The following is a 21681-nucleotide window of genomic DNA, read 5'->3' as shown; positions in this document are numbered from 1 at the left end:
GGGATCATGGGAATGCGCTCGATGGTTCTGATTCTCACCACCCTCGGCTTCGTGGTGGGGCTGCTTCCCATGGGCGCTCACCTCGTCGAGCTGGCGTTGGCCCCTGACATCGCATCACCCGAGATCTATTACGGCACGTACACGCCGCTGTCCGGAGTCACGATGAATTCGGACTACGTGAATGCGCTGGACCTGTCCTTCGAGGTGCGTTCACGCACTTGGCTGTGGCTGTGGCTCGCTCCGTTCGCGGGATCGGCGATAGGAGCGGTCCTCGCCGTTGTTCTGTACTGCAATGGTTTTCGTATCACACGCAGGCGCGACGCCGACTAGCGATCAGCGCTGTATCGCAGGCGAGTCGATGACACCCCATCTCGACGGTGGCAGCACGATGAATCTGGCCTTGCCGATCACATTCTCGATGGGGACCGTTCCGCCCAGTTCGTCACGGGAGTGTGCCCTCGAATCTGCTGAGCCGCTTCGATTGTCGCCCATCATCCACAGATTGCTGGACGGTACGGTCACCGGCCCGAAACAGCGACCGGACTGCGGAACTGTTGCGCAGTTGAGTGTGTCCGCGTCGTAGGGGAAGTCGAACGCGATGTAGGGCTCGTCGAGCGGCTGCCCGTCGACCTCGACTCTTCCTTGCACATCGCAACACTGGACGGTTTGCCCGCCTGTTGCGATCACCCGTTTCACCAGGTCGTTCTCGTCGGGCGCGACGAGTCCGACCCACGATCCCGCGTCCTGCAACGCCTTCACTCCTGCGTTGCTCGATCGGCTCGACGTGTATCCCCTGTTCCACGACTCCGTCGGAGCCTTGAACACCACCACATCACCCGGCTGCGGATCTCCGAATCGAAACGTCATCTTGTCCACCACGATTCGATCGCCGGTACAACCGGGACAGCCGTGCAGCGTGCGTTCCATGGACTGCGACGGGATGAGATAGACACGGCCGACAAAAGTTTGCAGCAGCACACTCAGTAACAATGCGACCACGACCAGAACCGCCAACTCTCGTAACCAGGACGGCACCCGACGACGGGTCGCATCGGAATTCGCAGCGGCAGTCATACCAGCAGCCTAGGGCCACAAGTTTGCGTATCGTACTGAGCATGTTGTTTCTCGGCCTCGTGATCGCCGCCATCAGCGCGGCCATGATAACTGTCGCTACGCTGCAGCTGTCACAGGTGAACGAGGGCCACTATCTGCCGATGACCATCGGCAAATTCGCAGTTCGTTCACCGTGGACAGTGACGGCCCTCCGACTGGGTGCGCAGGCCATCGCGGCCGTGGGTGCATGGATAGTGGCTGTAGCAATCCACAACCTGACGACTGCTCCTGCTGCCCTCGTGCTTCCAGCGGCGGCCCTGATCCTGCCGATCGCCATACCGGTACTGGTGATCACTGCCCAACACAACCGGCGCCTGACGACGTCGGGTATCTGAACCCGATTCACCTACCCACCATGCTGTTTCGGTTCATACTGGGCCGGTGAAACTTGTTGGAGTGAGCGCGGTCGCTGTGGTGTTGCTCGCCTGCGCCTGCTCCCCCGCCGAGGTGGACGAGCCGGAGTCGCCGGTCGCATCGATCAGCCCGACGCAATTCGCCTCTCCGCCACCGCCCATCACCGACGATGTGCCGACCGCAGCCCAGTTGACGGCTCTGTTCGCAGCGAGCGTGGACTACTCGATTCGCGAAGAAGATCGAGCTCGATTGTTCGACGGGCCGGCCGAGAACAACGTGCGGCTCGCACGTGCCTGGGGCGCTCAGCCGGATCCGCAACACATCGAGTTCACAACCGTCGCCGCGACCGGTCCCGATTCGGTGGAGGCCATGGGTGTCGGAACTTTCCGAAGCATGGACAGTTATCCCGTCGGACCGATGTCATTCGTGCGATACGACAATCAGTGGAGAGTTCCGCGTGATATCGCCTGCCTCTTGGTGGGCGCGTTCGACGGCCCTGACGCCTGTCGGTGAGCGTGTCCTCGGCGCGTTCACCGGTTCGGACTGAACCGCTCCAGCCGGAGTCAGTTGACCTCGGGCGCAAGGAAGTACGCGAACACGTAACTGATTGCAGTCAACGCAATTGTCACCATCAGCTGTATCGGCGGCTCCGCGCTGTCCGAAGCGACCATCCCCGAGGCAGCGCTGGCCCATGCAGAGAGCCCGGCAACGAACAGTGTCACCAATGCCGCAGTGCACAGGGCGAATCGGTGTCGCCATTGTTTTCGACCGCTAGGCGGCCACGGCACCGCAGTCTTCAGTGCGTACTTTCCGCCGACCACCGCCGCGAATCCCACCAGCAGTCCACCAATTGCACCGAGTACGGCTGGGAGAGTCAGATCCAACCACTTGCCATCGATGACCGGTGCGATGAGTACCGCCGACGTGACTACCCCACTCCCGGCGGCCACGCTCAGCTCCCTGCCGACCCAGTCCATGGGACTCACCCAAACACATGGCCTCACCACCCTCGAATCGGGTGCAGCTGAGCGCGGCTATCTGCACCCGATTCAGGTGGATTGGGAGGCAACGGGTGCCCACGCCGAACTGCTCCGGCCGAGTCACGAAACGGGACTGAACCCCGCCGCAAACGCGCGCGCTTTTGTCGAATGGCCCTCTCTGGCGGTCGAAATTGGCGACGAATCCGCGCGCACCTGACGAATGCGCTCGCGTTTGCGCCGCCACGCCGACCCGACGCCGACCCCCGAGCATCGATCTAAGACCGCATCCGTCCGTCTATTCGCCGGATGGCCTTCCATCCCGCAGGAGTAGCGACGGTGCAGATGATCGCGCCGAACATGATTCCCTGACTCAGGGCCGACCAGTGGCCGGGGCTGTCTCCGAACACCGGCCACTTGTAGATGATCGCGAGTACAGCGAGGAAGACAACAGCGCGCACAACTCGAACCCTACCTAAACCAACTCTCCGGTATCGTGGCTGAACGGGACAAATCAGACCCATACGAGGAGCCTGAGATGCAGAAGCCATTTCGCGAGTGGGTCATGACCGGCGCGTTGAGCAAGAAGTGCGGCGCAACTCGCGCCGATTACATCAACGCCCTGGCACTCGTCCCGGCCGTTGCAATAGGGTTCCTCCTGCTCCACTTGACGATCAACTCGGGATCCACCGCCCTCGATATCGCAGCAGGATGTCTCGGCGGCACCGTTACCGGCTTCCTGTATCTCTATCTGGCGTATCGGGTCGATTCGCGCAAGAAGCGTGGGCCTATCCCCGCGCCGCCGCTAGGTGCTCGGCCGACACGGCTTTGAGGTGCGTCAGGTCGGATGCAACGGTGGCCAACGTGTAGCCCTGGGCAAGTCGTTGCGCAGCAATGCTTCCCGATGCGGTATGAATTCCGGCGGTGATGCCCGCTGCCGCGGCGGCCTTCTGGACTCGGACGAGAGCGGCATCGAATTCTTCGTCCACTGATGGGTCGCTCGGCGAGGACCCTCCGACGGCCAGGCGTAGGTCCGATGGCCCTACGTAGACGCCGTCCAGACCGGGGACCGCACAGATCTCTTCGACGTTGGCCAGGCCCTGAGGTGTCTCGATCATCGCGAGGACGACGGTATCGCGGTTGGCATCGGCGGGGTTGGGTCCGATGCGTAGTTGGGAGCGCATCGGACCGTAGGACCTTATGCCTTCGGGCGGGTAGGTAGCTGCCGCTACCGCGGCGGCAGCGTCTTCGGCAGTGTCGATGAGGGGCACGATGACTCCCGCTGCACCGGCATCGAGGGCCCGGCCGATCACCGTGGCGTTGTTGGCTTCGACGCGCACCAGAGCGGCCGGTCCCTGTGCGGCGTCGATAGCGGTGATTCCTGCCAGCATGCCCGAGTATCCGATCAGGCCGTGCTGCAGATCGAGTGCGATGTAGTCCCACCCCACATGGGCGAGCCATTCGGTGGAGACGGGGCTGTCGATGACCGACCAATACCCGAGTATCTGTTCGCGGTTGCGTACGCGGGCGGCGAATTCCTGTGCAGTCATTGAAAGCCTCTCAGCGGTTGTAGTTCGGCATCGGTCCGCGCAGAGCCGCGCCGACCTCGTCGCACGCTGCGACCACGTCGTCGGGGAGCGGCCCGCGGCCGAGGGCGGAGATGTTCGATTCGAGATGCTCCACTTTGGAGCCGCCGAGCAACACCGGTCCGGTCGCGGGCTTGGACACCAGCCATCGTAGAGCCAGCTCGGTCAGCGGCATTCCGGCATCGTCTGCCACGGTACCGAGCTGGGCGATGGCGTCGAATATTGCGGTGTTCCAGTACCGTTCGCGGTACATCGTGGCCAGGCGCGAATCTCCGAACCGGCCGTCCGTCGGTTGCACTCCCGCAGCGTGCTTGCCGGTGAGGAGCCCGCCGCCGAGCGGGTTGTAGACCATCGTGATCAGGCCTGTGAAGGCCGCGAACTCCACGTACTCTTCTTCGATCCGACGGGCGAGCAGGTTGTACAACTGCTGCGCCACAACGGGTCGGGGCGCACCCACGTCGTCCGCTACCCGATTGACTTCACCGATCTGCCAGGCAGCGAAGTTCGAGACACCGAGGGCTCTGATCTTTCCTTCGGACACCAGCTCGGCGACCGTAACAAGAGTGTCGGACAAGGGAGTCGCACGGTCTGGCTGGTGCAGATAGAACAGGTCCACGTAGTCGGTGCCCAGCCGCGACAGGCTGGCATCGATGCTGAGTCGCAACCCTTTCGGAGACAGCGGGCTGTTGCCGTCGGCGTCCGGGTGCGGCATTCCGGCCTTGGTGGCAAGCGTGACGCGATCACGGCGAGTGGCGAGAAGGTCAGCGAGAATCCGCTCCGATTCACCGCCCGCGTAGCCGTTCGCGGTATCGATATGGGTGATGCCGGCGTCCAGGGCCGCGTCCACCATCTTGGCCGCCCCGGATGCGTCGACGGTATCGCCGAACGTCATCGTTCCCAGGACGAGGGGTGAGATATTGAGCGCGGTCATGCGGTTACTCCAGTCTTGGCGAGCCGCGAAACGATATGTCGCGGTTTGGTTCCTGTCATCGTCGAGGGGTCGAGAGCTGCCGCTCGCAGCGCGCGGGTGTACGGCTGCTTCGGTCGCGCGAGTACTTCCTCGGTGTCACCTCGTTCGACGATGCGTCCCTTGGACATGACGACGACCGTCTCACTGATTTCGCGCACGACGCCGAGGTTGTGCGAGATGAACACGTAGGTCAATCCCGTCTGCTGCTGGATCTCGCGCAGCAATTCCAGCACCTGGGCCTGAACGGAAACGTCCAACGCGCTGGTGGCCTCGTCGCACACGAGGATCTCCGGTCCCGACGCCAGTGCGCGGGCGATACCGATTCGTTGACGCTGTCCGCCCGAGAACTCCGCTGGTCGACGAGTCAGGGCAGTGCTCGGCAATCCGACGCGGTCGATCAGTTCTGCTGCTCTGGTCGCGCGTTCGGACTTACTCCGAATACCTTTGAGCCGAAGCGGTTCTCCGACGATGTCGACTGCGGTGAGGTGCGGATCCAGTGAACCGTAGGGATCCTGGAAGACCATCTGGACGCGAGAGCGGAAGGGTCGCAGTGCTTTTTCGGACATCTGCGCGATGTCCGTGCCGTCGACCATGATCGATCCCGACGTAGGGGTCAACAACCGCACGATCGACTTGGCGATCGTCGATTTCCCGCAGCCCGATTCACCGACTACAGCAACGGTTTTGCCCCTCTCCACCGAGAAACTCACCGAGTCGACGGCTCTGAACACGCCGTTACCGACCGGGTATTCGACGACGAGGTTCTCCACCGACAACAATGGTGCGCTCATACCGAGGCCTCCACCTTCTCGTTCCAGGGCCCCAACTGCGGGATCGCGTCGAGCAGTTTCTTCGTGTACGGGCTCTTGGGAGCGTTGACGAGCTCCTCGGCTCCACCGTTCTCCACGAACACACCGCTTTTCATGACGTAGATACGATCGGACATCAGTCGAGCCACGCCCAGGTCGTGGGTGATGACCAGCATGCCGATGCCGGTGCGCTCCTGTAGTTCGAGCAGCAGATCGAGGATGCTTGCCTGCACGGTGACGTCGAGCGCACTGGTCGGCTCGTCCGCGACGATGAGCTCCGGCCCGGAGGCCAATGCGCCGGCGATCAGTACTCGTTGCAGCATGCCGCCGGACAACTGGTGTGGGTATTTGTCCAATTGTGTTGCAGGGTCGGGTATGCGGACCTGTTCGAGCAGTTCGATACAGCGCTTGGTCTGTTCGGATCGACCCGATACCCCACTGTGTCGAACGGCTTCGCGCAGCTGACTGCCGATGGTGTGCACCGGACTCAGAGCCGTCATCGGATCCTGCGGGATCAGCGCGATGTGCTTGCCTCGGATTCCGCAGAGCTCCTTGTCTTTTCCGAGTATCTCGGTGTCCTTGAACGTCACCGATCCGGACAGCACCGCCAGATCGGACGGCAGCAACCCGAGGATGCCCATTGCAGTCGTGGACTTGCCGGAGCCCGATTCACCGATGATGGTCACCGTCTCTCCTGCTTCGATGCAGAACGAGACACCGTCGACGGCTCTGATGAGGCCCTTGTCGGTGACCAACTCGATCTGCAGTTCGTCGACCTTCAGTAGATTGCCCATGTCTCAGGCACGCCCTTTCTTGTTCGTGCGGGAGAACATTCGCAGCAGGCCCGATCCGGCGGGACGGTCTCGAAGTCCGTCGCCGAGCAGGTTGACTCCGACGACGAGGAGCACGATGACCAGGCCGGGCAAGGTGACGAGCCACCACGAGGTGGTGATGTAGTCCTGGCCGTCGGAGATGATGCGACCCCAGGTGGCGAACGGACGTTGCGGCCCGGCACCGAGGTAGCTCAACGCGCTTTCGAGCAGCACGGCCTGCGCCAGCAACAGCAGAACCACGAGCGACGCCTGCTTGATGATGTTGGGAACGACGTGGCGAAGCAGGATGGCGATGCGGCCGAGGCCGAGCACCCGAGCCGCGGCGATGTAGGGCTTCTCCCGCTCCACAAGCACCAGTGATCGCGTGAGACGGGCGATTTCGGGCCACTGCGCGATGGCGATGACGAAGGTGATGACCGGAATCGACGGACCGAACAGGGCGACGACGAGCAGCAGCATCATCAGAAGTGGCAGTGACAGCTGAGCTTCGAGCAGGCGGGAGACCGTCGCGTCCACCCAGCCGCCGAGAAAGCCTGCCAGTGATCCCAGGGTCAGTCCGATGAGACCGGAGACGATGACGGCCAGAATTCCCACGGTGAGCGAGACCTGTCCGCCGTAGAGGACGCGCGCCAGCAAATCTCGGCCGAGTTGATCGGTGCCGAACAGATGTCCGTCGGTCAGCGGCGCGAGCCGGCGTTGACCGAGGTCGGTGGCATCGGGCGAGTCGAGGGGCAGGACCCGCGCGAAGGCGACCGGGAGAATGACCACGAGTGCACACGCGGTGCCGATCCAGATCTTGACGCGGCTGTCGCGTCGGCGACGGGTGGCACCCGCCGATGCGAAGTCCTTCGCGGTGACGGCGCTGGGACGTGGAGTGTCCGTTGGCTTGTCGACGACTGTCATCAGTTTGCTGCCTTCCCGAGGCGAACGCGTGGATCGAGGAGCGGATAGCAGAGGTCGACGGCCAGTTGCACCAGAACAGCGAGCACTGCGGTGACCAGAACGGTGGCTTGGATCAGCGGGTAGTCCCTGGTTTCGAGGGCGCGAACCACGAGTGAACCGACGCCCGGCCATGCGAAGACCACCTCGACCACGACGACGCCGTTGAGCATCGAGGCGAATCTGGTGCCCAATGCTGTGACGACGGGGATCGACGAGTTCCGCAGGGCATAGCGCCAGGTGATCTCGCGTTCGGTGACGCCTCTCGATCGGGCGACGGTGACGTACGGGGAGGCATAGGCGTTGACCATCTCGCGCCGGACCATGCGGGAGATCAGGGCGATCTGCAGGATGGCCACGGTGACGGCGGGCAGGATCAGCGAGGACCAGCTGGTGAATCCGGCTGCGGGGAGCACGGGAACCAATACGGCGAAGAACGTCAGCAGCATCAGGCCGGTCCAGAAGTCCGGCATCGACTGACCGGCGATCGTCACGACGTTCGCGCCGAGTTCGCGTCGGGTATCGGCGCGGCGAGCCATCCAGATGCCCAGGGGAATCGACACCACGGTGGTCAGCAGGATGGCGGCGAAGGCCAGGGTGATCGTGTACGGAATGCGCTGCAGAACCACGTCGAGTGCCGGTGCCTGGAAGGAGTACGAGGTACCGAGGTCGAGTGTGAACAGGCCCTTCAGGTACAGCGCGTACTGAGTGAAGATCGACTGGTCCAGACCCAGATTGGTACGAATCTGCGCGAGGTCCTCCGTGCTGGCGAGCGGGCCGGCCATCGAGTAGGCCGGGTCGCCGGGAGCCATGCGAATGAGCACGAACACCGTGGTGAGCGTCAGGAAGATGGTGAGCAGGCTCTGCCCGAGGCGCCGCACCACGTAGCGCGCCATGGGCGCAGCGAGAAATGCGGGCAGCACGGAATCGGCCCTGGCCTTCGGCACACTCGGCGGGCTGGCGGTGAGCTGGGTCATCGACCCACCTGCGATTGTGGTCTTACCTGGGTCATCGTCGACCTTTCGATAACACTGCCTTGTTGTAACTCAGCTCACAATTGCACTCATGCGCGTTTTGCGCAACTGGCAATATTTTTCTGCGCATTTCAAGCATTTCGTAGTACAGTCCGGTTGTGTCCACGATCACTTTCGTCGACGCGGGTCTACGAGACCCGAACCGACATCCACATTTCGATGTGACAGTCCCGAGAGGTCAACGATGACCGAAAGCTTTGCCAACCAGCGCTTTTCACGACGGTCACTGTTCCGCACGAGTCTGATACTCGGAGCCGGGCTTTCGCTCGGCGGCGTGAGCGCCTGCGCAACTCCTACCGGTCGTCCCGGCCCCGACACCGTCAGCCTCGCGATGAACCGATCCATGGTGAGCCTGGACAACAAGCTTCTGCAGTTCGACGCCGCACTGACTGTTCAGCGCTCGATCCGCCAGGCCCTGACCACCATCGATTCTGCTCTGGCAGTCCAGCTCGTCCTGGCCGACAGCTTCGAGCTGGTCGCACCGACGCGATGGCTGGTGCATCTGCGACCGGGTATCGCCTATTCCGACGGTCGGCCGGTTCGGGTGGAGGATGTCGACACGGCACTGCGCATGTACAGCCAGGTCACCGGTGGGTTCGTGGGCACCTTCTTCCCCGAGTGGCCCACCGTCGGCAAGATCGACGACTCTACGTTCACGCTCGACACGCAGCGCCCCATCCCGGTCCTGGACTACCTGATGTCGAACATTCTGATCACTCCCGCTGAGGACAACGTCCCCGAGGATCTGCAGGGTGGCGTCGGTACCGGGCCGTTCGTGGTCACCGACGCAGACCGCGGTACCGGCAACTACTCGCTGGCGCGTAACGAGAAGTACTGGGGCACGCCGGCTTCGGTCGATTCGGTCAACGTACGTTTCGTTCCCGACGAGTCCAATCGCGTCGTCTCTCTGCGCAGCGGCGAAGTCGATGTCATCGACGCCATCACCCCGGATGCCGCCGATCAGCTCTCGGGCCTGGCCGGCGTCACGGTAGAACGCACCGACGGGGTGCGCCTCAACCAGCTCTTCTACAACTTCCGCAAACCGGCCGGGCACCCACTGGCCGATCCGCGCGTCCGTAGAGCACTGAGCTACGCGATCAACGGGAATGCGTTGGTCGACCAGGTGATGCAGGGCGCGGCAACTCCGTCCCGCGGCGTGGTCCCCGGCATTCTGACCGGCGCGATCGAGACCGGTGAGTACGTCTACGATCCACAGCGCGCACGCCAGGAGCTCGACGCGCTCGGAGTGCAAGACCTGGAAGTGAAGATCATCTGGGAGACAGGTGAATTCGCCGCCGACACCGACATCATGGAGTCGGTTCTGCAGATGCTGTCCGCAGTCGGCGTCCGTGCGACCCTGCAGCAGTTCGAGCCGGGCGGCGACATCTCGACGTGGCGTCAGGGCAAGGCGGGCGACTGGGACATTCTCGGCAACGGTTTCCCCAGCCCCACCGGACTCGCGGTCACCATCATGCAGGGTATGTACGCGGGCACTGCTGCGAAGGAAGAGACCCGAGATACGTATCACGGCTACATCTTTCCCGAGATCACCGCACTGATCGCCAAGGCTTCCGAGGATGCCGACAGCGTCACCCGCAACGAGACACTCGCGCAGGCGCAGCGTCAGATCTGGGAGACGTGGCCGTGCCTGTGGTCGTTCGTACCCAAGACGGTCATCGCCCGACGCAATCGCATCGACGGAATCGATCTGCGGCCCACAAACTCCTACGACATGGCTTCGGTCACTCTCACTTCCTGAGAGAGAAGAGGTAGAACATGAGCAACACGAGCTTCCTCACCCCCGGCGACCTCCTCGCCGACGGCACCCTGCGTGCGACGTCCGAGCCCGGTCGATCCGACGCGTTCCTCCCTGCCCCGCAGGTGCAGAATCATGCGGCGAACCTGGCGATCCTGCCCGACGGCGCCCTGGCATGTGTGTGGTTCGCCGGCACGCAGGAGGGTGTTCCCGACATCAGTGTCTGGTTCTCGCGCCTCGATGCCGAACAACAGCAGTGGAGCACCCCGATCCAGCTGTCCGACGACGGCACCCGTTCCGAGCAGAACCCCGTTCTGTTCGTTCGTGATTCGGGCGAGGTCTGGTTGCTGTGGACTTCTCAGCACGCCGGCAATCAGGACACCGCACGGGTACTGCGTCGCATTTCGTCCGACGGCGGGTCGACGTGGGGCGAGACGCACGTGTTGGTTCCCGAGACCGACGCGGGTGGCGTGTTCGTCCGGCAGCCCGTCGTACAGCTGGCATCGGGACGCCTGTTGCTGCCGGTCTTTCACTGCGTCAAGATCGACGGACGGAAGTGGGTGGGCGATCGCGACTACAGCGGGGTCCTGATCTCCGACGACGACGGTGCGACGTGGCGTGAGGTCGTCGTGCCGGGCAGCCTCGGATGCGTCCACATGAACATCGTTGTGCAACAAAACGGTTCGCTGGTGTCGTTGTACCGCAGCCGCTGGGCCGATCACATCTACCGAAGCGTCTCGACCGACGACGCCGAGACGTGGAGCGCCCCCGTCGCCACCGAGCTACCGAACAACAACTCCTCCATTCAGGTCGTCGGGCACGGGGACGGAACCCTCGCGCTCGTGTACAACCACTCCTCCGCGCTCGACGCCACCGCCCGCCGAGTATCTCTCTACGACGAGATCGACGACGACGGACTGGCCGAGGGCACCGACGCCTCCGAGAGTCCTCTCGACGACGGTGACGACCGCGCCGCATTCTGGGGCGCACCGCGTGCCCCGATGACGCTGGCACTCTCGTCCGACGGTGGCGTGACCTGGCCGATTCGACGCAACCTCGACGAGGGCGATGGTTACTGCTTGACCAACAACTCCAGGGATGGGTCGAACCGCGAGTTCTCCTACCCGTCGATCGTCTACGGCCCCGACGGCCGAATTCACGTTGCGTACACGTACTTTCGTCAGGCCATCAAGTACGTTCGGCTCGAGCCGACCTGGATCGGTGACGGCCGGTGACATCCCCATTGCATGCCGTCGTGACCGGAGTGAGCAGCGGCATCGGTGCATCGATCGCTCGGACGCTGTCCGCCCGCGGTTGGCAGGTGACCGGCCTGAGCCGCTCTCGGCCTGCGACCGGCTTCGAGGACGACGGCCCACATCGGTGGATCGGCGTGGATCTGGCCGACAGTGCGGCGGTGTCTGCCGTCGTCGACCGACTGCCCGACCCCCATTCGATCGTCCATGCCGCGGGAGTCCAGCGTTCGGGGCGGCTCGGCGCGCTCGATCCCGCGCACAGCGAGCAGATGTGGCGGGTGCACGTGGCAGCGGCCGAGATTCTGGTGAACGGGCTGGCGCCTCGGATGGTCGACGGCGGTCGAGTGGTCATGATCGGCAGCAGGACGATGACCGGGGTGGCAGGCAAGAGCCAGTACGTCGCCACCAAGTCCGCGTTGACAGGAATGGCTCGCTCGTGGGCCATGGAGTTGGTCTCGCGCGGAATCACCGTCAACGTTGTCGCGCCGGGCCCGACGGACACACCGATGCTCAACGATCCCGGACGCGTCTCCACCCCTCCGATCACGCCGCCGTTGGGTCATTTCATCGCTCCGGAGGAAGTCGCCGAGACTGTCGCGTTCCTGCTGTCCCCGCACGGACGCAGCATCACCGGGCAGACGATCGTCCAGTGCGCAGGGACATCACTATGAAGCTGCGTGAAACACGCAATAGTGTTACCTTGAAGTGCGCACTCAGCGCAGAATCGAAGGGGTGAGCGCACGATGACCATCGCGCAGCGCCCCGCCATCGCCATTCTCGCCGACGACCTGTCGGGTGCAGCAGAATCGGCCGCACTGTTCCTCGATCGTGACGTGTCACTGCGAATCGACATCGGCAGCATCGACGACGGGACCGACACCGACGTCTGCGTCGTCGATCTCGGCACCCGGGTCATGTCCCCCGACGAGGCCGCGGCCCGCGTACGTGAGTCCATCGCACTACTGCCGTCGCACGTCACGGTCGTGAAGAAGATCGATTCGATGCTGCGCGGACACATTGCCGCCGAGGTCGAATCGCTGCTCGCCACCGGCCCCGTCGTGTTCGCGGCCGGGCTTCCCGCTCTCGGCCGCACCGTCGAGAACGGCGTCCCTCACATCGACGGCGTTCCGCTGCACCTCAGCGGCCGGTGGGCCATGGAGCCCACCGAGGCCCCGTCCTCGATCACCGAACTCTTCGGACGAGTCCCCACCGTCGCCGTCGCATCCGACGCCGGCCCCGAATCACTCCGTGCTGCAGTCGATTCCGGCGCAGTGGCAGTGTTCGACGTCAGGTCCGATGCAGACCTCGACGCCATCGTGGCGGTGTCGGCGAACATTCCGGGTGTCCGACTCGTCGGCACCTCGGCGCTGGCGGCGGCCGTGGCGCGTACCCTCGATCCTCGATATCGCGGCGCTGCGGCAGTGAACCAGGATTCGGTTCTCGTCGTCGTCGGAACCGCCGAATCGGTTGCGATGCAGCAAGTATCGGAGTTGGTCGACGCCGGTGCAACGCACGTCGCCGTCCACGTCGACGAGTTGCCGCAAACCCACGCCTACGCAGACAAGGTGCGCAGCGCCCTGTCCGACGGAACGGTGGTGCTGTCCCTGGCGGGGCCGGTGGACGCGTCGCGTTCGGCCGACATATCCCAAGCGCTCGCCGGCACGGTGGCCGAGGCCGTTCGCGGGCTCTCGGTGAGTCTCGTACTCACCGGCGGGGAAACCGCCCGCCGGGTGCTCGACGGCCTGGGTGTCACCGCCCTTCGTCCGGTTGCCGAAATCCATCACGGGGCGGTCGTATCCCGCACACCCGCAGGCGAATACGTCGCCACCCGCCCCGGGAGCTTCGGCGGCCCGGACAGTCTCGTCGCAATGGCCGCGTACCTACACGGCACTGCTCGTACGCTTTCTTCTTCTCACAGTGAGGCTTTGACATGACCACAGCACTTCGGCCGTACATCGCGGTAACCATGGGCGACGGCGCGGGCATCGGCCCCGAAGTCATCGTGCCGGCCATGATCGATCCGGCAACGCTCGAACGGTGCAAGCCTGTCGTCATCGGCGATGCTCCGCGGCTGCGCCTGGCCGCTCAGGTTCTCGGCGTGGACGTCGACATCGTCACGATCGACACCGTCGATGCCGCACAGTTCAGCCCGCGGCGCATCAACGTGATCGATCTCGGCCTGCTTCCCGACGACCTCCAGTGGGGGCAGTTGTCGGCCGTGGCAGGCGACGCCGCGTTCCACTACATCCGCGTTGCGAGCGAACTCGCCGTGAGAGGTGAAGTCCAGGCCATCTGCACCGCCCCGCTCAACAAGGAGGCCTTGCACGCCGCCGGGCACATCTTCCCGGGCCACACCGAGCTGCTGGCACACCTGACCGGCACCGAGGAGGTGTCGATGATGCTGTCCACCCCCAAGCTCAAGGTCATTCACGTCACCACGCACATCGGTCTGCTCGACGCCGTTGCGAAGATCGAGCCGGGACTCGTCGAGCGAACCATTCGACGCGGACATGAGGCCCTCGTCCGCTCGGGCACTCCGAACCCGAAAATCGGTGTGTGTGGCATCAATCCGCATGCCGGCGAGAACGGCTTGTTCGGTTACGGCGAGGAGGACCTCAAGATCGTGCCTGCCGTCGAGAAGTTGAAGGCCGACGGCATCGATGCGGTGGGCCCGCTGCCCGCCGACACCGCGTTCTTCCTGGCCGGCCGAGGCGATTATGACTTGATCGTCGCGATGTACCACGATCAGGGTCACGGCCCGGTCAAGGTGCTCGGAATCGAGGCAGGCGTCAACATCACCGTCGGACTGCCGGTCATCCGTACCTCCGTCGATCACGGCACTGCGTTCGATATTGCAGGTAAGGGCATCGCCGAAGCCGGTAGCATGGTCGAAGCCCTGCGGCAGGCCGCCGAATTGGCAACGAGCCCAGCATTACTGGGCTGACGAGGGGGTAGTAGGTGCGAGCATCGGAAGCGCGGCGCGGCGAGATCGTCCGGCTGGCCAAGTCCGGTGGCCTCACCAGCGTCGACGAGCTCTCGTCACTGTTCCAAGTGACGGCCTCGACCATCAGGCGCGATCTCGATCACCTCACCAAGCAGGGGCATCTGGCCCGCACCTACGGCGGGGCGATTGCCATCGGCAGCCGTCACGAGGCGTCGGTGAAGCAACGCTCCCTCGAGGGATACGAGGCCAAGCGGCTCATCGCAGCCAAGGCCGCGGAGTACGTGCAGCCGGGGGAAACCGTCCTGCTCGACGCGGGTACGACGGTCGGTGCCATGGCGGAGTATCTGCGCCATGCCGTCGACCTCACCGTCATCGCGGCTGGATTGACGGCACTCGAGGCGTTGGCCGACGCCGACGAGGTGCACGTCGAGTGCATCGGCGGCACACTGCGGCACCTGAGCCAGGGTTTCGTCGGTCCTCTCGCCGAGGCGTCGCTGCGACGAGTGTCCTTCGATCGGGCGTTCCTCGGTGCCGACGCCGTCGCCGCCGATTTCGGGATCTGCGAAGCGGGTTACGAGCAGACTCAACTCAAGGAGTTGATGATGGAACGTGCCACGACGACGTACATCCTGGCGCATTCGACCAAGCTCGGCCAGAAGCCCTTTCACGCCTGGGCCCCGATTCCGCCGGGCACCACGCTCATCACCGATTCCGATGCCGCGCCGGAGCAGATCGAGGCCTTCCGTGACAGTGGCGTCGAAGTGGTGCTCGCGTAGTCCGCACCCTTCGGGCCGGTCGCCCGCCGTGCAGACGACGCAGACGCGAACAATCCGGTCCGCACCTCCCCGCCGCCCCGCTCACCCCCCCCTACCGGCGGATCAATGCGACTTTGTTGCACTCCAAGCGACTGCAAGCCACATTGATCCGCAATGGGGAAGCCGCGCGAGGGGTCAGCCGCACGTCGGGGAGCCGCACGAGGGGTCAGCGTCGTTTCGACGAGTACATGCGTTCGTCCGCGATGTGCAGTAACTTCTCCGGGCTGACGGGCTTGTCCCAGCTCCATCCGACGCTGACCGATGCGGGTACCGGAACACCGTCGATGAGGTACGGGCCGGCCAGTAGCACCCGCACTCGTGCGGCGAGGCGTTCGACGCTGTCGGCCGATCGGGAGCTACGCAGCAGAGCGACGAATTCGTCGCCTCCGGTGCGGCAGGCGATGTCTCCGGCGCGGAGGTTGGCGCGGATGCGGGCTCCGATGGCGGCGAGCAGTCGGTCGCCTACTGCGTGGCCATATCGATCGTTGACGGACTTGAAGGAGTCGACGTCGACGAACAGGATTCCGACCGGGTTCTCGTCGGCGGCTTCCTTGAGGGCCTGAAGTTCTGCCATCAACCGTCGGCGATTGGCCAGGCCGGTCAGGTCGTCGATCAACAGTTGGCGCTCGAGTGCCGCCTCGGCTCCCTTCCGGGCGGTGATGTCCTGGATCTGGGCGATGATGATGTCGTCGCCGTCGTTGTCTCGCACCACGGTGGCGTTCCGCTGGACCCAGATCGTGGCTCCGTCCTTGCGGATGTATCGCTTTTCCGATGCCACGCTGGTGAGGGTCCCATCGGCCAATCCGGCGAGGTGTTCGTCTGCCATCGCGATGTCGTCGGGATGCGTAAGGTCTCGAAAGGTTTTCTGCAGCAGTTCTTCCGAGGTGTACCCGAGGAGATCGCACAGTGCTTTGTTCACTTGCAGCCAGCGGCCGTCGATCGTCAGTAGCGCTTTGCCGATGGGTGCGTACTCCATGGCGATCTGGAAGAGGCGGACGGCACGGTCGCGTTCGCGTTCTGCCTCGGCACGGGCGCTGACGTCGACGACCATTGCCGTGAAACCGACGACGCCGCCGTCGACGACATCGGGGACGTAGGTGGCCTGGGTGACGCGTACGACGCCGTTGACGTCGATGAGTGTGCGGTCGAACTGTTGCTGCTCGCCCGCGAGCGCTCCCGAGATGTAGGGCTTGTTCAGTTCGTACAGTCCCTCACCGAGGAGCTCGCTGATGTGCATACCGACCAGGCGCGCCGGCTCGATGCCGAAGTAGTCGACATAGACCTTGTTGGCGAAGACGTTGCGCTGCGCGCTGTCCCAGTAGCCGATCATCGACGGCAGCTGATCGATGGCGCGTGCCAGTTGCCCCACTGGATACGTGCGCTGATCGGCCATTGACCACCCCTGGATATTCGTTGAGCCGACAACCGACAACGCTACAGAAAATAGCCCCTTCGTGGGGCGTTCGTCGGTGCATCTTCAATAAAACATATGAGTGCGCAAGTGCGCACGCATATGTACAGTGAACGCATGCTTCGGCACAATCACACTTTCCGACGCCTGTTCACCGCACAGGTGGTCGCGCTCGTGGGCACCGGGTTGCTGACGGTGGCGCTCGGGCTCCTGGCCTACGACATCGCCGGCAGCGCCGCCGGAGCCGTCCTCGGCACCGCATTGGCGATCAAGATGATCTCGTATGTGGTTGTTGCGCCGATTGTTTCGTCACTGACCGGCACAGTGCCGCGCAAGCTCGTCCTCGTCGCCGCGGACCTCGTCCGAGCGCTCACCGCGCTGGCGCTCCCCTTCGTCGATCAGGTGTGGCAGGTCTACGTCCTGATATTCGTGCTGCAGGCGGCGTCGGCCACGTTCACACCCACCTTTCAGGCCATCATCCCGTCCGTCGTGCCGGACGCGCAGCAGTACACCCGCGCGCTCACGCTCTCCCGCCTGGCCTACGACCTCGAGTCCCTGGTGAGCCCGCTGGTCGCCGCCGCACTGCTGACGGTCGTCACCTTCCACACCCTGTTCGTCGGGACGGCGGTGGGGTTCGTCGCCTCCGCAGCAATGGTGGTCGGCACAGCCCTTCCCAGATACGTTGCACCACAACACAAGAAACCGCTCGACGGCATAGCGACGTTCGTCCGTCAGCGGGAACTCCAGGGTCTGCTGGCGCTGAACGTCGTGGTCGCCGCAGCCACGGCTCTCGTACTCGTCAATACTGTTGTCTACGTGCGTGATCTGTTCGGCGGTTCGAGCACGCAATTGGCCGTCGCCCTCGGCTGTTTCGGTGCGGGGTCGATGGCGGCGGCGCTGCTCGTTCCGAGAGCCCTCGAGCGGATCTCCGACCATCGCCTCATGCTCGCCGGTGCCGCCGTCGCGGTCGTCGGCACGGCAGCCGCAGCACTCGTCGCCACCCTCGGCGGCGGGCCGACCGCGTGGACCGCTCTGGCGATCACGTGGTCGATCCTGGGTATCGGCACCTCGCTGATCAACACGCCGTCGGCGAGGATCTTGCGCCGAGAGTCGGACGAACACAGCCGAACCTCGATCTTCGCCGCTCAGTTCTCCCTGTCCCACGCGGCGTTTCTGCTCACGTATCCGTTGGCCGGTTGGGTCGGGGCGCAATTCGGACTGCTCGCCGCGGCGACGGTGCTCACGGCCTTGGCTACACTTGCGGCACTGTCCGCAGCACGCCTGTGGAGTCGCTCCCGAATCCCGGTCGCCGCCTCCGCATGAGGAGACGCCGTCCACAAAGGAGACACCTCGATGCCACCGAAGAAGGAACAGCGCATCAGTCTCCATCACGAGGCACAACCCGACTCCGCGCGACTGGCGACGGCAACCGACACGTTCCGGATGCTGTCCGATCCCACTCGGCTGCACATACTCTGGCTACTCGATCGCGGCCCCGCCGACGTCAGCGAGCTCACCGCGGCCACCGGCACGTCCCGCACTGCCGTCAGCCAACATCTGGCCAAGCTCCGGTTCACCGGTCTGGTCGAGACTCGCCGCGACGGACGCAACGTCATCTACAACCTCGCCGACGGGCACCTCGCTCGGCTGGTGCGTGAGGGCCTCAATTTTGCCGACCACAAGGTCACCGGTGAACCCCCGCACGAGTGACCTCCGAACCCCAACGCGCCCACAGCAGCCCGTGGAACATGAGACCATGCAGCATGAGTGACGGTGGCGCACGCCCGAAGGCCGATGGCCGCAAGCGGCGGTGGGAACAGCACAACACCGATCGTCGACGCCACATCATCGAGGCCGCGATGACGGTACTGGCCCGTGACATCGCTCCCGGGGAGCGTCTGACCACTGCACAGATCTCGGCCGAGGCGGGCGTTCATCGCACCGGCCTCTACCGGTATTTCAACGATCGCACCGATCTCGACACCGCGATTCAGCGTGCCATCTGCAAGCAGCTGAGCGCTGCGCTGGTCGCCTCGTTCGCGTTGACCGGCACTCCACGCGATGTGGTGCATCGTGTCGTGAGTACCTACGTCCGCTGGGTCGCCGAGCATCCCGCGTGGACGCGCTTCGTCGAGCAGGATGTCAGTGCCGAGTCGCCCAGTCCGCTCGAGGAGACCAATGCCCTGCTCGCCGAGCAGCTGGAGGTCAGCGTCGCGGCGTTCCTCGCGTTGGTGAATGCCGATCTGTCGCCGGAGGATTGGTCGCTGGTGCGCCCGTGGGTCGCGGGCCTGGTCTCCGGATGCATGGGCGCGGTGCGCAGCTGGAGCGCGCAAACCGAATCACGCACCGGGCTGGATCATTTCGCGACGTTCCTGGCCGACACCATCTGGCTGCAGGTCAAAGGACTTGGGGCATCCCGCGGAATCGCGATACCCCAAGTCCCTCTCGAATCTGTCACCGGCCCCCAGACAGCTCAGCCGAACGAGGGCTCACTGCGGTAGCGCGACGGTCGTCCGTCGATACCGAGGGCGCGCCACACGCGCTTGGAGACGCGGTTCATCAGTCCCAGTTCACCGGCGAGCATGCGGACGTCACCGAAGGTGTCGCGCAATGCCTTTCGTGACGATTCGCTGTTCCACCACACGGCATCCACTACCTCGTCGGGGATGTCGAGTTCGCGTCGCATCTGCTTGCTCGGCTTCATGATGACGTCGCACAGCAGCCGCATGATGACGGGCGTGAGAATCGAGATCGACGCCTTCTCGAAGGGACCGAGACGAGGTGCCTTGTACCGCAGGTACTGATGCGCGAAGCCGATGTGGCGCGCTTCCTCGGCGATGTGGATCTGCATGACGCGCTGGACCAACGGGTGGCCGACTGAGCCTCCGCGCAGAACGCCCTTCTGCATGTGGTCGATCGGCTCTTCGCCCGCGAGGACGCCGACGAAGAATCCGAACGGTGCCGAGCGGCTGGCGAACACCGTGAGCATCGGCACGATCTTGCGGAACCATCCGGGTCCACCCGGCACGTCGATGCCGATGCGGTTCACCAGCTCCTGGAACATCTGCGTGTGGTGGCACTCTTCGGTGGCCTCGTGCGTCGAGTACCGGAATTCCGGTGAGTCGTTGGGCAGCGTCAGGGCGTACTGCATGAGGCCGCTGATGAGGATCTGCTCGAACTGCAGGCCCACCTTGACCATGCTGGCCTGGCGATACATGCCGATGTGGATCTGCCGATCCAGGGGAAGCGACTTGTACCAATCGGTGTGACCGAGAGGATCCTCGTCCGGGAGTACCCACCGGGGATCGTTGGGAACGATCGCGTATTCGGGCTCGTCCCAGGGAATGTCGAGGAAAGCGTCGAAGTGCTGATGCACCGATGCCGTCGACAAGGAGTGCAAGGTTTCTCGGTAGTGCGTTCGTGCGTCGTCGACTGCAGTCATGGTGGTCCTTCCGCCTGCGTCCCGAACGATCTTTACGCTACAGAGCGTCACATATAAATCCCGTTAGTGCAACGGACCGTCGCAGATACTTACCGAAATGTTGCCGAAGACGACGAAAGCCGGCCGACGCGTCGTCGACCGGCTCTCGCCACGAACCCTCACCTCACCAGTGCGGCAGCACCATCAACAGGAAGCCGAGACCGATGAGAACGCCGACCGCTCCGGTGCCGATGGCGAGCGCGGTATCGCTGCGTTCGGCGCGCGGCCCGGAGAGATCCGGGCTTCGATCCGCCCACAGCGCGGACACGATGGCGATCAGGCCGGCTGCGATGCCGAGGCCGGCGGCCCAGAACGACACGATCGACAGAGCGCCGAACATCACGGCAATCTCGGTCACCTGCGTTCGGGTGCGAATATGTCGATTCCACCACCGCGGCGGCACGTCATCCGTGTCGTGAGCGTCGAAATCGGGGGATGTCACTGTCACTGTTCTCTCCTTCCTCAGGCTCGCTGAGCTGGGGTTTGTTGCACGAAAGTATGCCTCTCCATTTTGGCACCCGACGCCCGAGAGTGCTAATCCCAAATTAGTTGTATACGCGCTATAACGGCGTAGGCTCACAACGAACACGACGAGGAGGATCCATGCACATCGATCTCGACGGACGTACTGCCCTGGTGTCCGGCTCCACGCAGGGAATCGGCTTGGCGATCGCTACAGCGCTTGCACAGTCGGGTGCCCGCGTGGTGATCAACGGGCGTTCACAGGCCACCGTGGACAAAGCCGAGCAGCAGATACTCGACACCGTTCCGGGCGCGCGTGTCATCGGCGTCGCCGCCGACCTCGCCACCGCCGAGGGCGTCGAGCAACTCACCGCGCGCGTCCCCGCGGTCGACATCCTCGTCAACAACCTCGGCATCTTCGGATCCAAGCCCGCCCTCGAGATCGACGACGACGAATGGCGTCGCTACTTCGAGGTCAACGTGCTCTCGGCCGTCCGCCTGATCCGCACCTACCTGCCCGGGATGATGGAATTCGGCTGGGGTCGAGTGCAGAACATCTGTAGCGACTCCGCCGTGGTCATTCCCGAGGAGATGATCCACTACGGCATGACGAAGACCGCGTTGCTGGCCGTAAGTCGCGGATTCGCCAAAGCTGCTGCCGGGACCGGAGTTACGGTCAATTCCGTCATCGTCGGCCCCACCCATACCGGCGGGGTGGAGGATTTCGTGGCCGAGCTCGTCGGCGACGACCTCCCGTGGGATGAGGCTCAGGCGACGTTCATGAAGAACCATCGCCCGAACTCGTTGATAGGCAGACTGATCGAGCCCGAGGAAGTCGGCAACATGATCGTCTACTTGAGCTCGGATCAGGCGTCGGCCACCACCGGCGGCGCTCTGCGGGTCGACGGCGGTTACGTCGATTCCATCCTGCCCTGACCGAGCAC

The 21681-nt window shown here is 64.1% G+C and carries 26 protein-coding genes; 14 read left to right on the top strand and 12 right to left on the bottom strand.

Annotated elements, in window-relative coordinates; all coding sequences use genetic code 11:
• Nucleotides 1–12: 12 nt before the first annotated feature.
• Nucleotides 13–330, top strand: a complete 318-nt coding sequence (locus VF34_RS06645; protein WP_032386523.1) for a hypothetical protein — start codon at nt 13–15, stop codon at nt 328–330.
• A gap of 3 nt (nt 331–333) precedes the next feature.
• On the opposite strand, the gene lepB is transcribed toward VF34_RS06645, so the two are convergent.
• Nucleotides 334–1074 carry a signal peptidase I gene (gene lepB, locus VF34_RS06640; protein ID WP_045841130.1) on the bottom strand — a complete coding sequence of 247 codons (741 nt, stop codon included), beginning with the start codon at nt 1072–1074 and terminating at the stop codon, nt 334–336.
• 41 nt (nt 1075–1115) lie between these two features.
• Here lepB and VF34_RS06635 point away from each other — a divergent pair, with 41 nt between their 5' ends.
• Nucleotides 1116–1448, top strand: a complete 333-nt coding sequence (locus tag VF34_RS06635; protein WP_045841129.1) for a hypothetical protein — start codon at nt 1116–1118, stop codon at nt 1446–1448.
• A 46-nt stretch (nt 1449–1494) separates the two neighbouring features.
• Nucleotides 1495–1980, top strand: a complete 486-nt coding sequence (locus tag VF34_RS06630; protein ID WP_045841128.1) for an MTB12 C-terminal domain-containing protein — start codon at nt 1495–1497, stop codon at nt 1978–1980.
• Between the two features lie 50 nt (nt 1981–2030).
• Here the strand turns inward: VF34_RS06630 and VF34_RS06625 are convergent, their stop codons facing one another.
• Entirely contained in the window at nt 2031–2417 is a 387-nt protein-coding gene (locus tag VF34_RS06625; protein WP_156158506.1) for a hypothetical protein, read from the bottom strand.
• A gap of 305 nt (nt 2418–2722) precedes the next feature.
• Nucleotides 2723–2905 (bottom strand): hypothetical protein, encoded by a 183-nt coding sequence (locus VF34_RS06615; RefSeq protein WP_027495532.1) that lies wholly within the window; start codon nt 2903–2905, stop codon nt 2723–2725.
• Between the two features lie 77 nt (nt 2906–2982).
• Here VF34_RS06615 and VF34_RS06610 point away from each other — a divergent pair, with 77 nt between their 5' ends.
• Nucleotides 2983–3276 (top strand): hypothetical protein, encoded by a 294-nt coding sequence (locus tag VF34_RS06610; RefSeq protein ID WP_156158505.1) that lies wholly within the window; start codon nt 2983–2985, stop codon nt 3274–3276.
• Here the strand turns inward: VF34_RS06610 and VF34_RS06605 are convergent.
• From VF34_RS06605 to VF34_RS06580, 6 genes are read right to left on the bottom strand one after another with little or no spacing between them, the layout of a single operon-like run.
• Nucleotides 3233–3994, bottom strand: coding sequence for an HpcH/HpaI aldolase family protein (locus VF34_RS06605; RefSeq protein WP_045841125.1), 762 nt, complete (start codon nt 3992–3994; stop codon nt 3233–3235). The two genes, VF34_RS06610 and VF34_RS06605, sit on opposite strands and share 44 nt — an antisense overlap.
• Before the next feature lie 10 nt (nt 3995–4004).
• Nucleotides 4005–4961: an aldo/keto reductase gene (locus VF34_RS06600; RefSeq protein WP_045841124.1), complete on the bottom strand. Its 957-nt coding sequence runs from the start codon at nt 4959–4961 to the stop codon at nt 4005–4007.
• The gene (locus VF34_RS06595; RefSeq protein WP_051365009.1) at nt 4958–5791 is read right to left on the bottom strand and encodes an ATP-binding cassette domain-containing protein; all 834 of its coding nucleotides are present in this window, start codon (nt 5789–5791) and stop codon (nt 4958–4960) included. The genes VF34_RS06600 and VF34_RS06595 overlap by 4 nt, the downstream gene beginning before the upstream one ends.
• Nucleotides 5788–6603 (bottom strand): ABC transporter ATP-binding protein, encoded by an 816-nt coding sequence (locus tag VF34_RS06590; protein ID WP_052718637.1) that lies wholly within the window; start codon nt 6601–6603, stop codon nt 5788–5790. Before VF34_RS06590 ends, VF34_RS06595 begins: the two co-directional genes overlap by 4 nt.
• A gap of 3 nt (nt 6604–6606) precedes the next feature.
• A complete protein-coding gene (locus VF34_RS06585; RefSeq protein WP_027495528.1) occupies nt 6607–7545 on the bottom strand; it encodes an ABC transporter permease in 939 nt (312 codons plus the stop codon).
• Complete coding sequence (locus tag VF34_RS06580; RefSeq protein ID WP_027495527.1) at nt 7545–8477, bottom strand: ABC transporter permease; 933 nt, start codon at nt 8475–8477, stop codon at nt 7545–7547. Before VF34_RS06580 ends, VF34_RS06585 begins: the two co-directional genes overlap by 1 nt.
• Nucleotides 8478–8799: 322 nt before the next feature.
• Between VF34_RS06580 and VF34_RS06575 the strand changes: the two genes are divergently transcribed.
• The 6 genes from VF34_RS06575 (at nt 8800) to VF34_RS06550 (ending at nt 15344) form a co-directional block, all read left to right on the top strand.
• Nucleotides 8800–10374, top strand: a complete 1575-nt coding sequence (locus tag VF34_RS06575; RefSeq protein ID WP_045841123.1) for an ABC transporter substrate-binding protein — start codon at nt 8800–8802, stop codon at nt 10372–10374.
• A gap of 17 nt (nt 10375–10391) precedes the next feature.
• Nucleotides 10392–11606 (top strand): sialidase family protein, encoded by a 1215-nt coding sequence (locus tag VF34_RS06570; protein WP_045841122.1) that lies wholly within the window; start codon nt 10392–10394, stop codon nt 11604–11606.
• Nucleotides 11603–12295: an SDR family NAD(P)-dependent oxidoreductase gene (locus VF34_RS06565; RefSeq protein WP_032386531.1), complete on the top strand. Its 693-nt coding sequence runs from the start codon at nt 11603–11605 to the stop codon at nt 12293–12295. Before VF34_RS06570 ends, VF34_RS06565 begins: the two co-directional genes overlap by 4 nt.
• Before the next feature lie 72 nt (nt 12296–12367).
• The gene (locus VF34_RS25515) at nt 12368–13558 is read left to right on the top strand and encodes a four-carbon acid sugar kinase family protein (RefSeq protein WP_045841121.1); all 1191 of its coding nucleotides are present in this window, start codon (nt 12368–12370) and stop codon (nt 13556–13558) included.
• Nucleotides 13555–14568 carry a 4-hydroxythreonine-4-phosphate dehydrogenase PdxA gene (gene pdxA, locus VF34_RS25510; RefSeq protein WP_032371816.1) on the top strand — a complete coding sequence of 338 codons (1014 nt, stop codon included), beginning with the start codon at nt 13555–13557 and terminating at the stop codon, nt 14566–14568. Before VF34_RS25515 ends, pdxA begins: the two co-directional genes overlap by 4 nt.
• Before the next feature lie 14 nt (nt 14569–14582).
• Nucleotides 14583–15344: a DeoR/GlpR family DNA-binding transcription regulator gene (locus tag VF34_RS06550; protein WP_032386532.1), complete on the top strand. Its 762-nt coding sequence runs from the start codon at nt 14583–14585 to the stop codon at nt 15342–15344.
• A 205-nt stretch (nt 15345–15549) separates the two neighbouring features.
• Here VF34_RS06550 and VF34_RS06545 read toward each other — a convergent pair whose 3' ends face one another.
• Entirely contained in the window at nt 15550–16776 is a 1227-nt protein-coding gene (locus VF34_RS06545; RefSeq protein ID WP_052718636.1) for a sensor domain-containing diguanylate cyclase, read from the bottom strand.
• A 135-nt stretch (nt 16777–16911) separates the two neighbouring features.
• Here VF34_RS06545 and VF34_RS06540 point away from each other — a divergent pair, with 135 nt between their 5' ends.
• The 3 genes from VF34_RS06540 to VF34_RS24285 are packed head-to-tail and all read left to right on the top strand — an operon-like array spanning nt 16912 to nt 19295.
• Nucleotides 16912–18117, top strand: coding sequence for an MFS transporter (locus VF34_RS06540; protein ID WP_045841222.1), 1206 nt, complete (start codon nt 16912–16914; stop codon nt 18115–18117).
• Nucleotides 18118–18147: 30 nt separating this feature from the next.
• Nucleotides 18148–18504, top strand: coding sequence for an ArsR/SmtB family transcription factor (locus tag VF34_RS24925; protein ID WP_032366952.1), 357 nt, complete (start codon nt 18148–18150; stop codon nt 18502–18504).
• A 53-nt stretch (nt 18505–18557) separates the two neighbouring features.
• A complete protein-coding gene (locus VF34_RS24285; RefSeq protein WP_052057102.1) occupies nt 18558–19295 on the top strand; it encodes a TetR/AcrR family transcriptional regulator in 738 nt (245 codons plus the stop codon).
• Here VF34_RS24285 and VF34_RS06525 read toward each other — a convergent pair.
• The gene (locus VF34_RS06525; protein WP_045841120.1) at nt 19268–20236 is read right to left on the bottom strand and encodes an AurF N-oxygenase family protein; all 969 of its coding nucleotides are present in this window, start codon (nt 20234–20236) and stop codon (nt 19268–19270) included. The two genes, VF34_RS24285 and VF34_RS06525, sit on opposite strands and share 28 nt — an antisense overlap.
• A 163-nt stretch (nt 20237–20399) precedes the next feature.
• Nucleotides 20400–20723 carry a hypothetical protein gene (locus VF34_RS06520; protein WP_155288685.1) on the bottom strand — a complete coding sequence of 108 codons (324 nt, stop codon included), beginning with the start codon at nt 20721–20723 and terminating at the stop codon, nt 20400–20402.
• A 155-nt stretch (nt 20724–20878) separates the two neighbouring features.
• On the opposite strand from VF34_RS06520, the gene VF34_RS06515 reads away from it, so the two are divergent.
• Complete coding sequence (locus VF34_RS06515) at nt 20879–21673, top strand: SDR family NAD(P)-dependent oxidoreductase (RefSeq protein WP_045841119.1); 795 nt, start codon at nt 20879–20881, stop codon at nt 21671–21673.
• The last annotated feature ends 8 nt before the right edge of the window (nt 21674–21681 follow it).

The organism is Rhodococcus sp. PML026, assembly GCF_000963615.1.
GTDB lineage: Bacteria > Actinomycetota > Actinomycetes > Mycobacteriales > Mycobacteriaceae > Rhodococcoides > Rhodococcoides fascians.
This window is presented reverse-complemented; position numbering and strand designations above follow the sequence as displayed.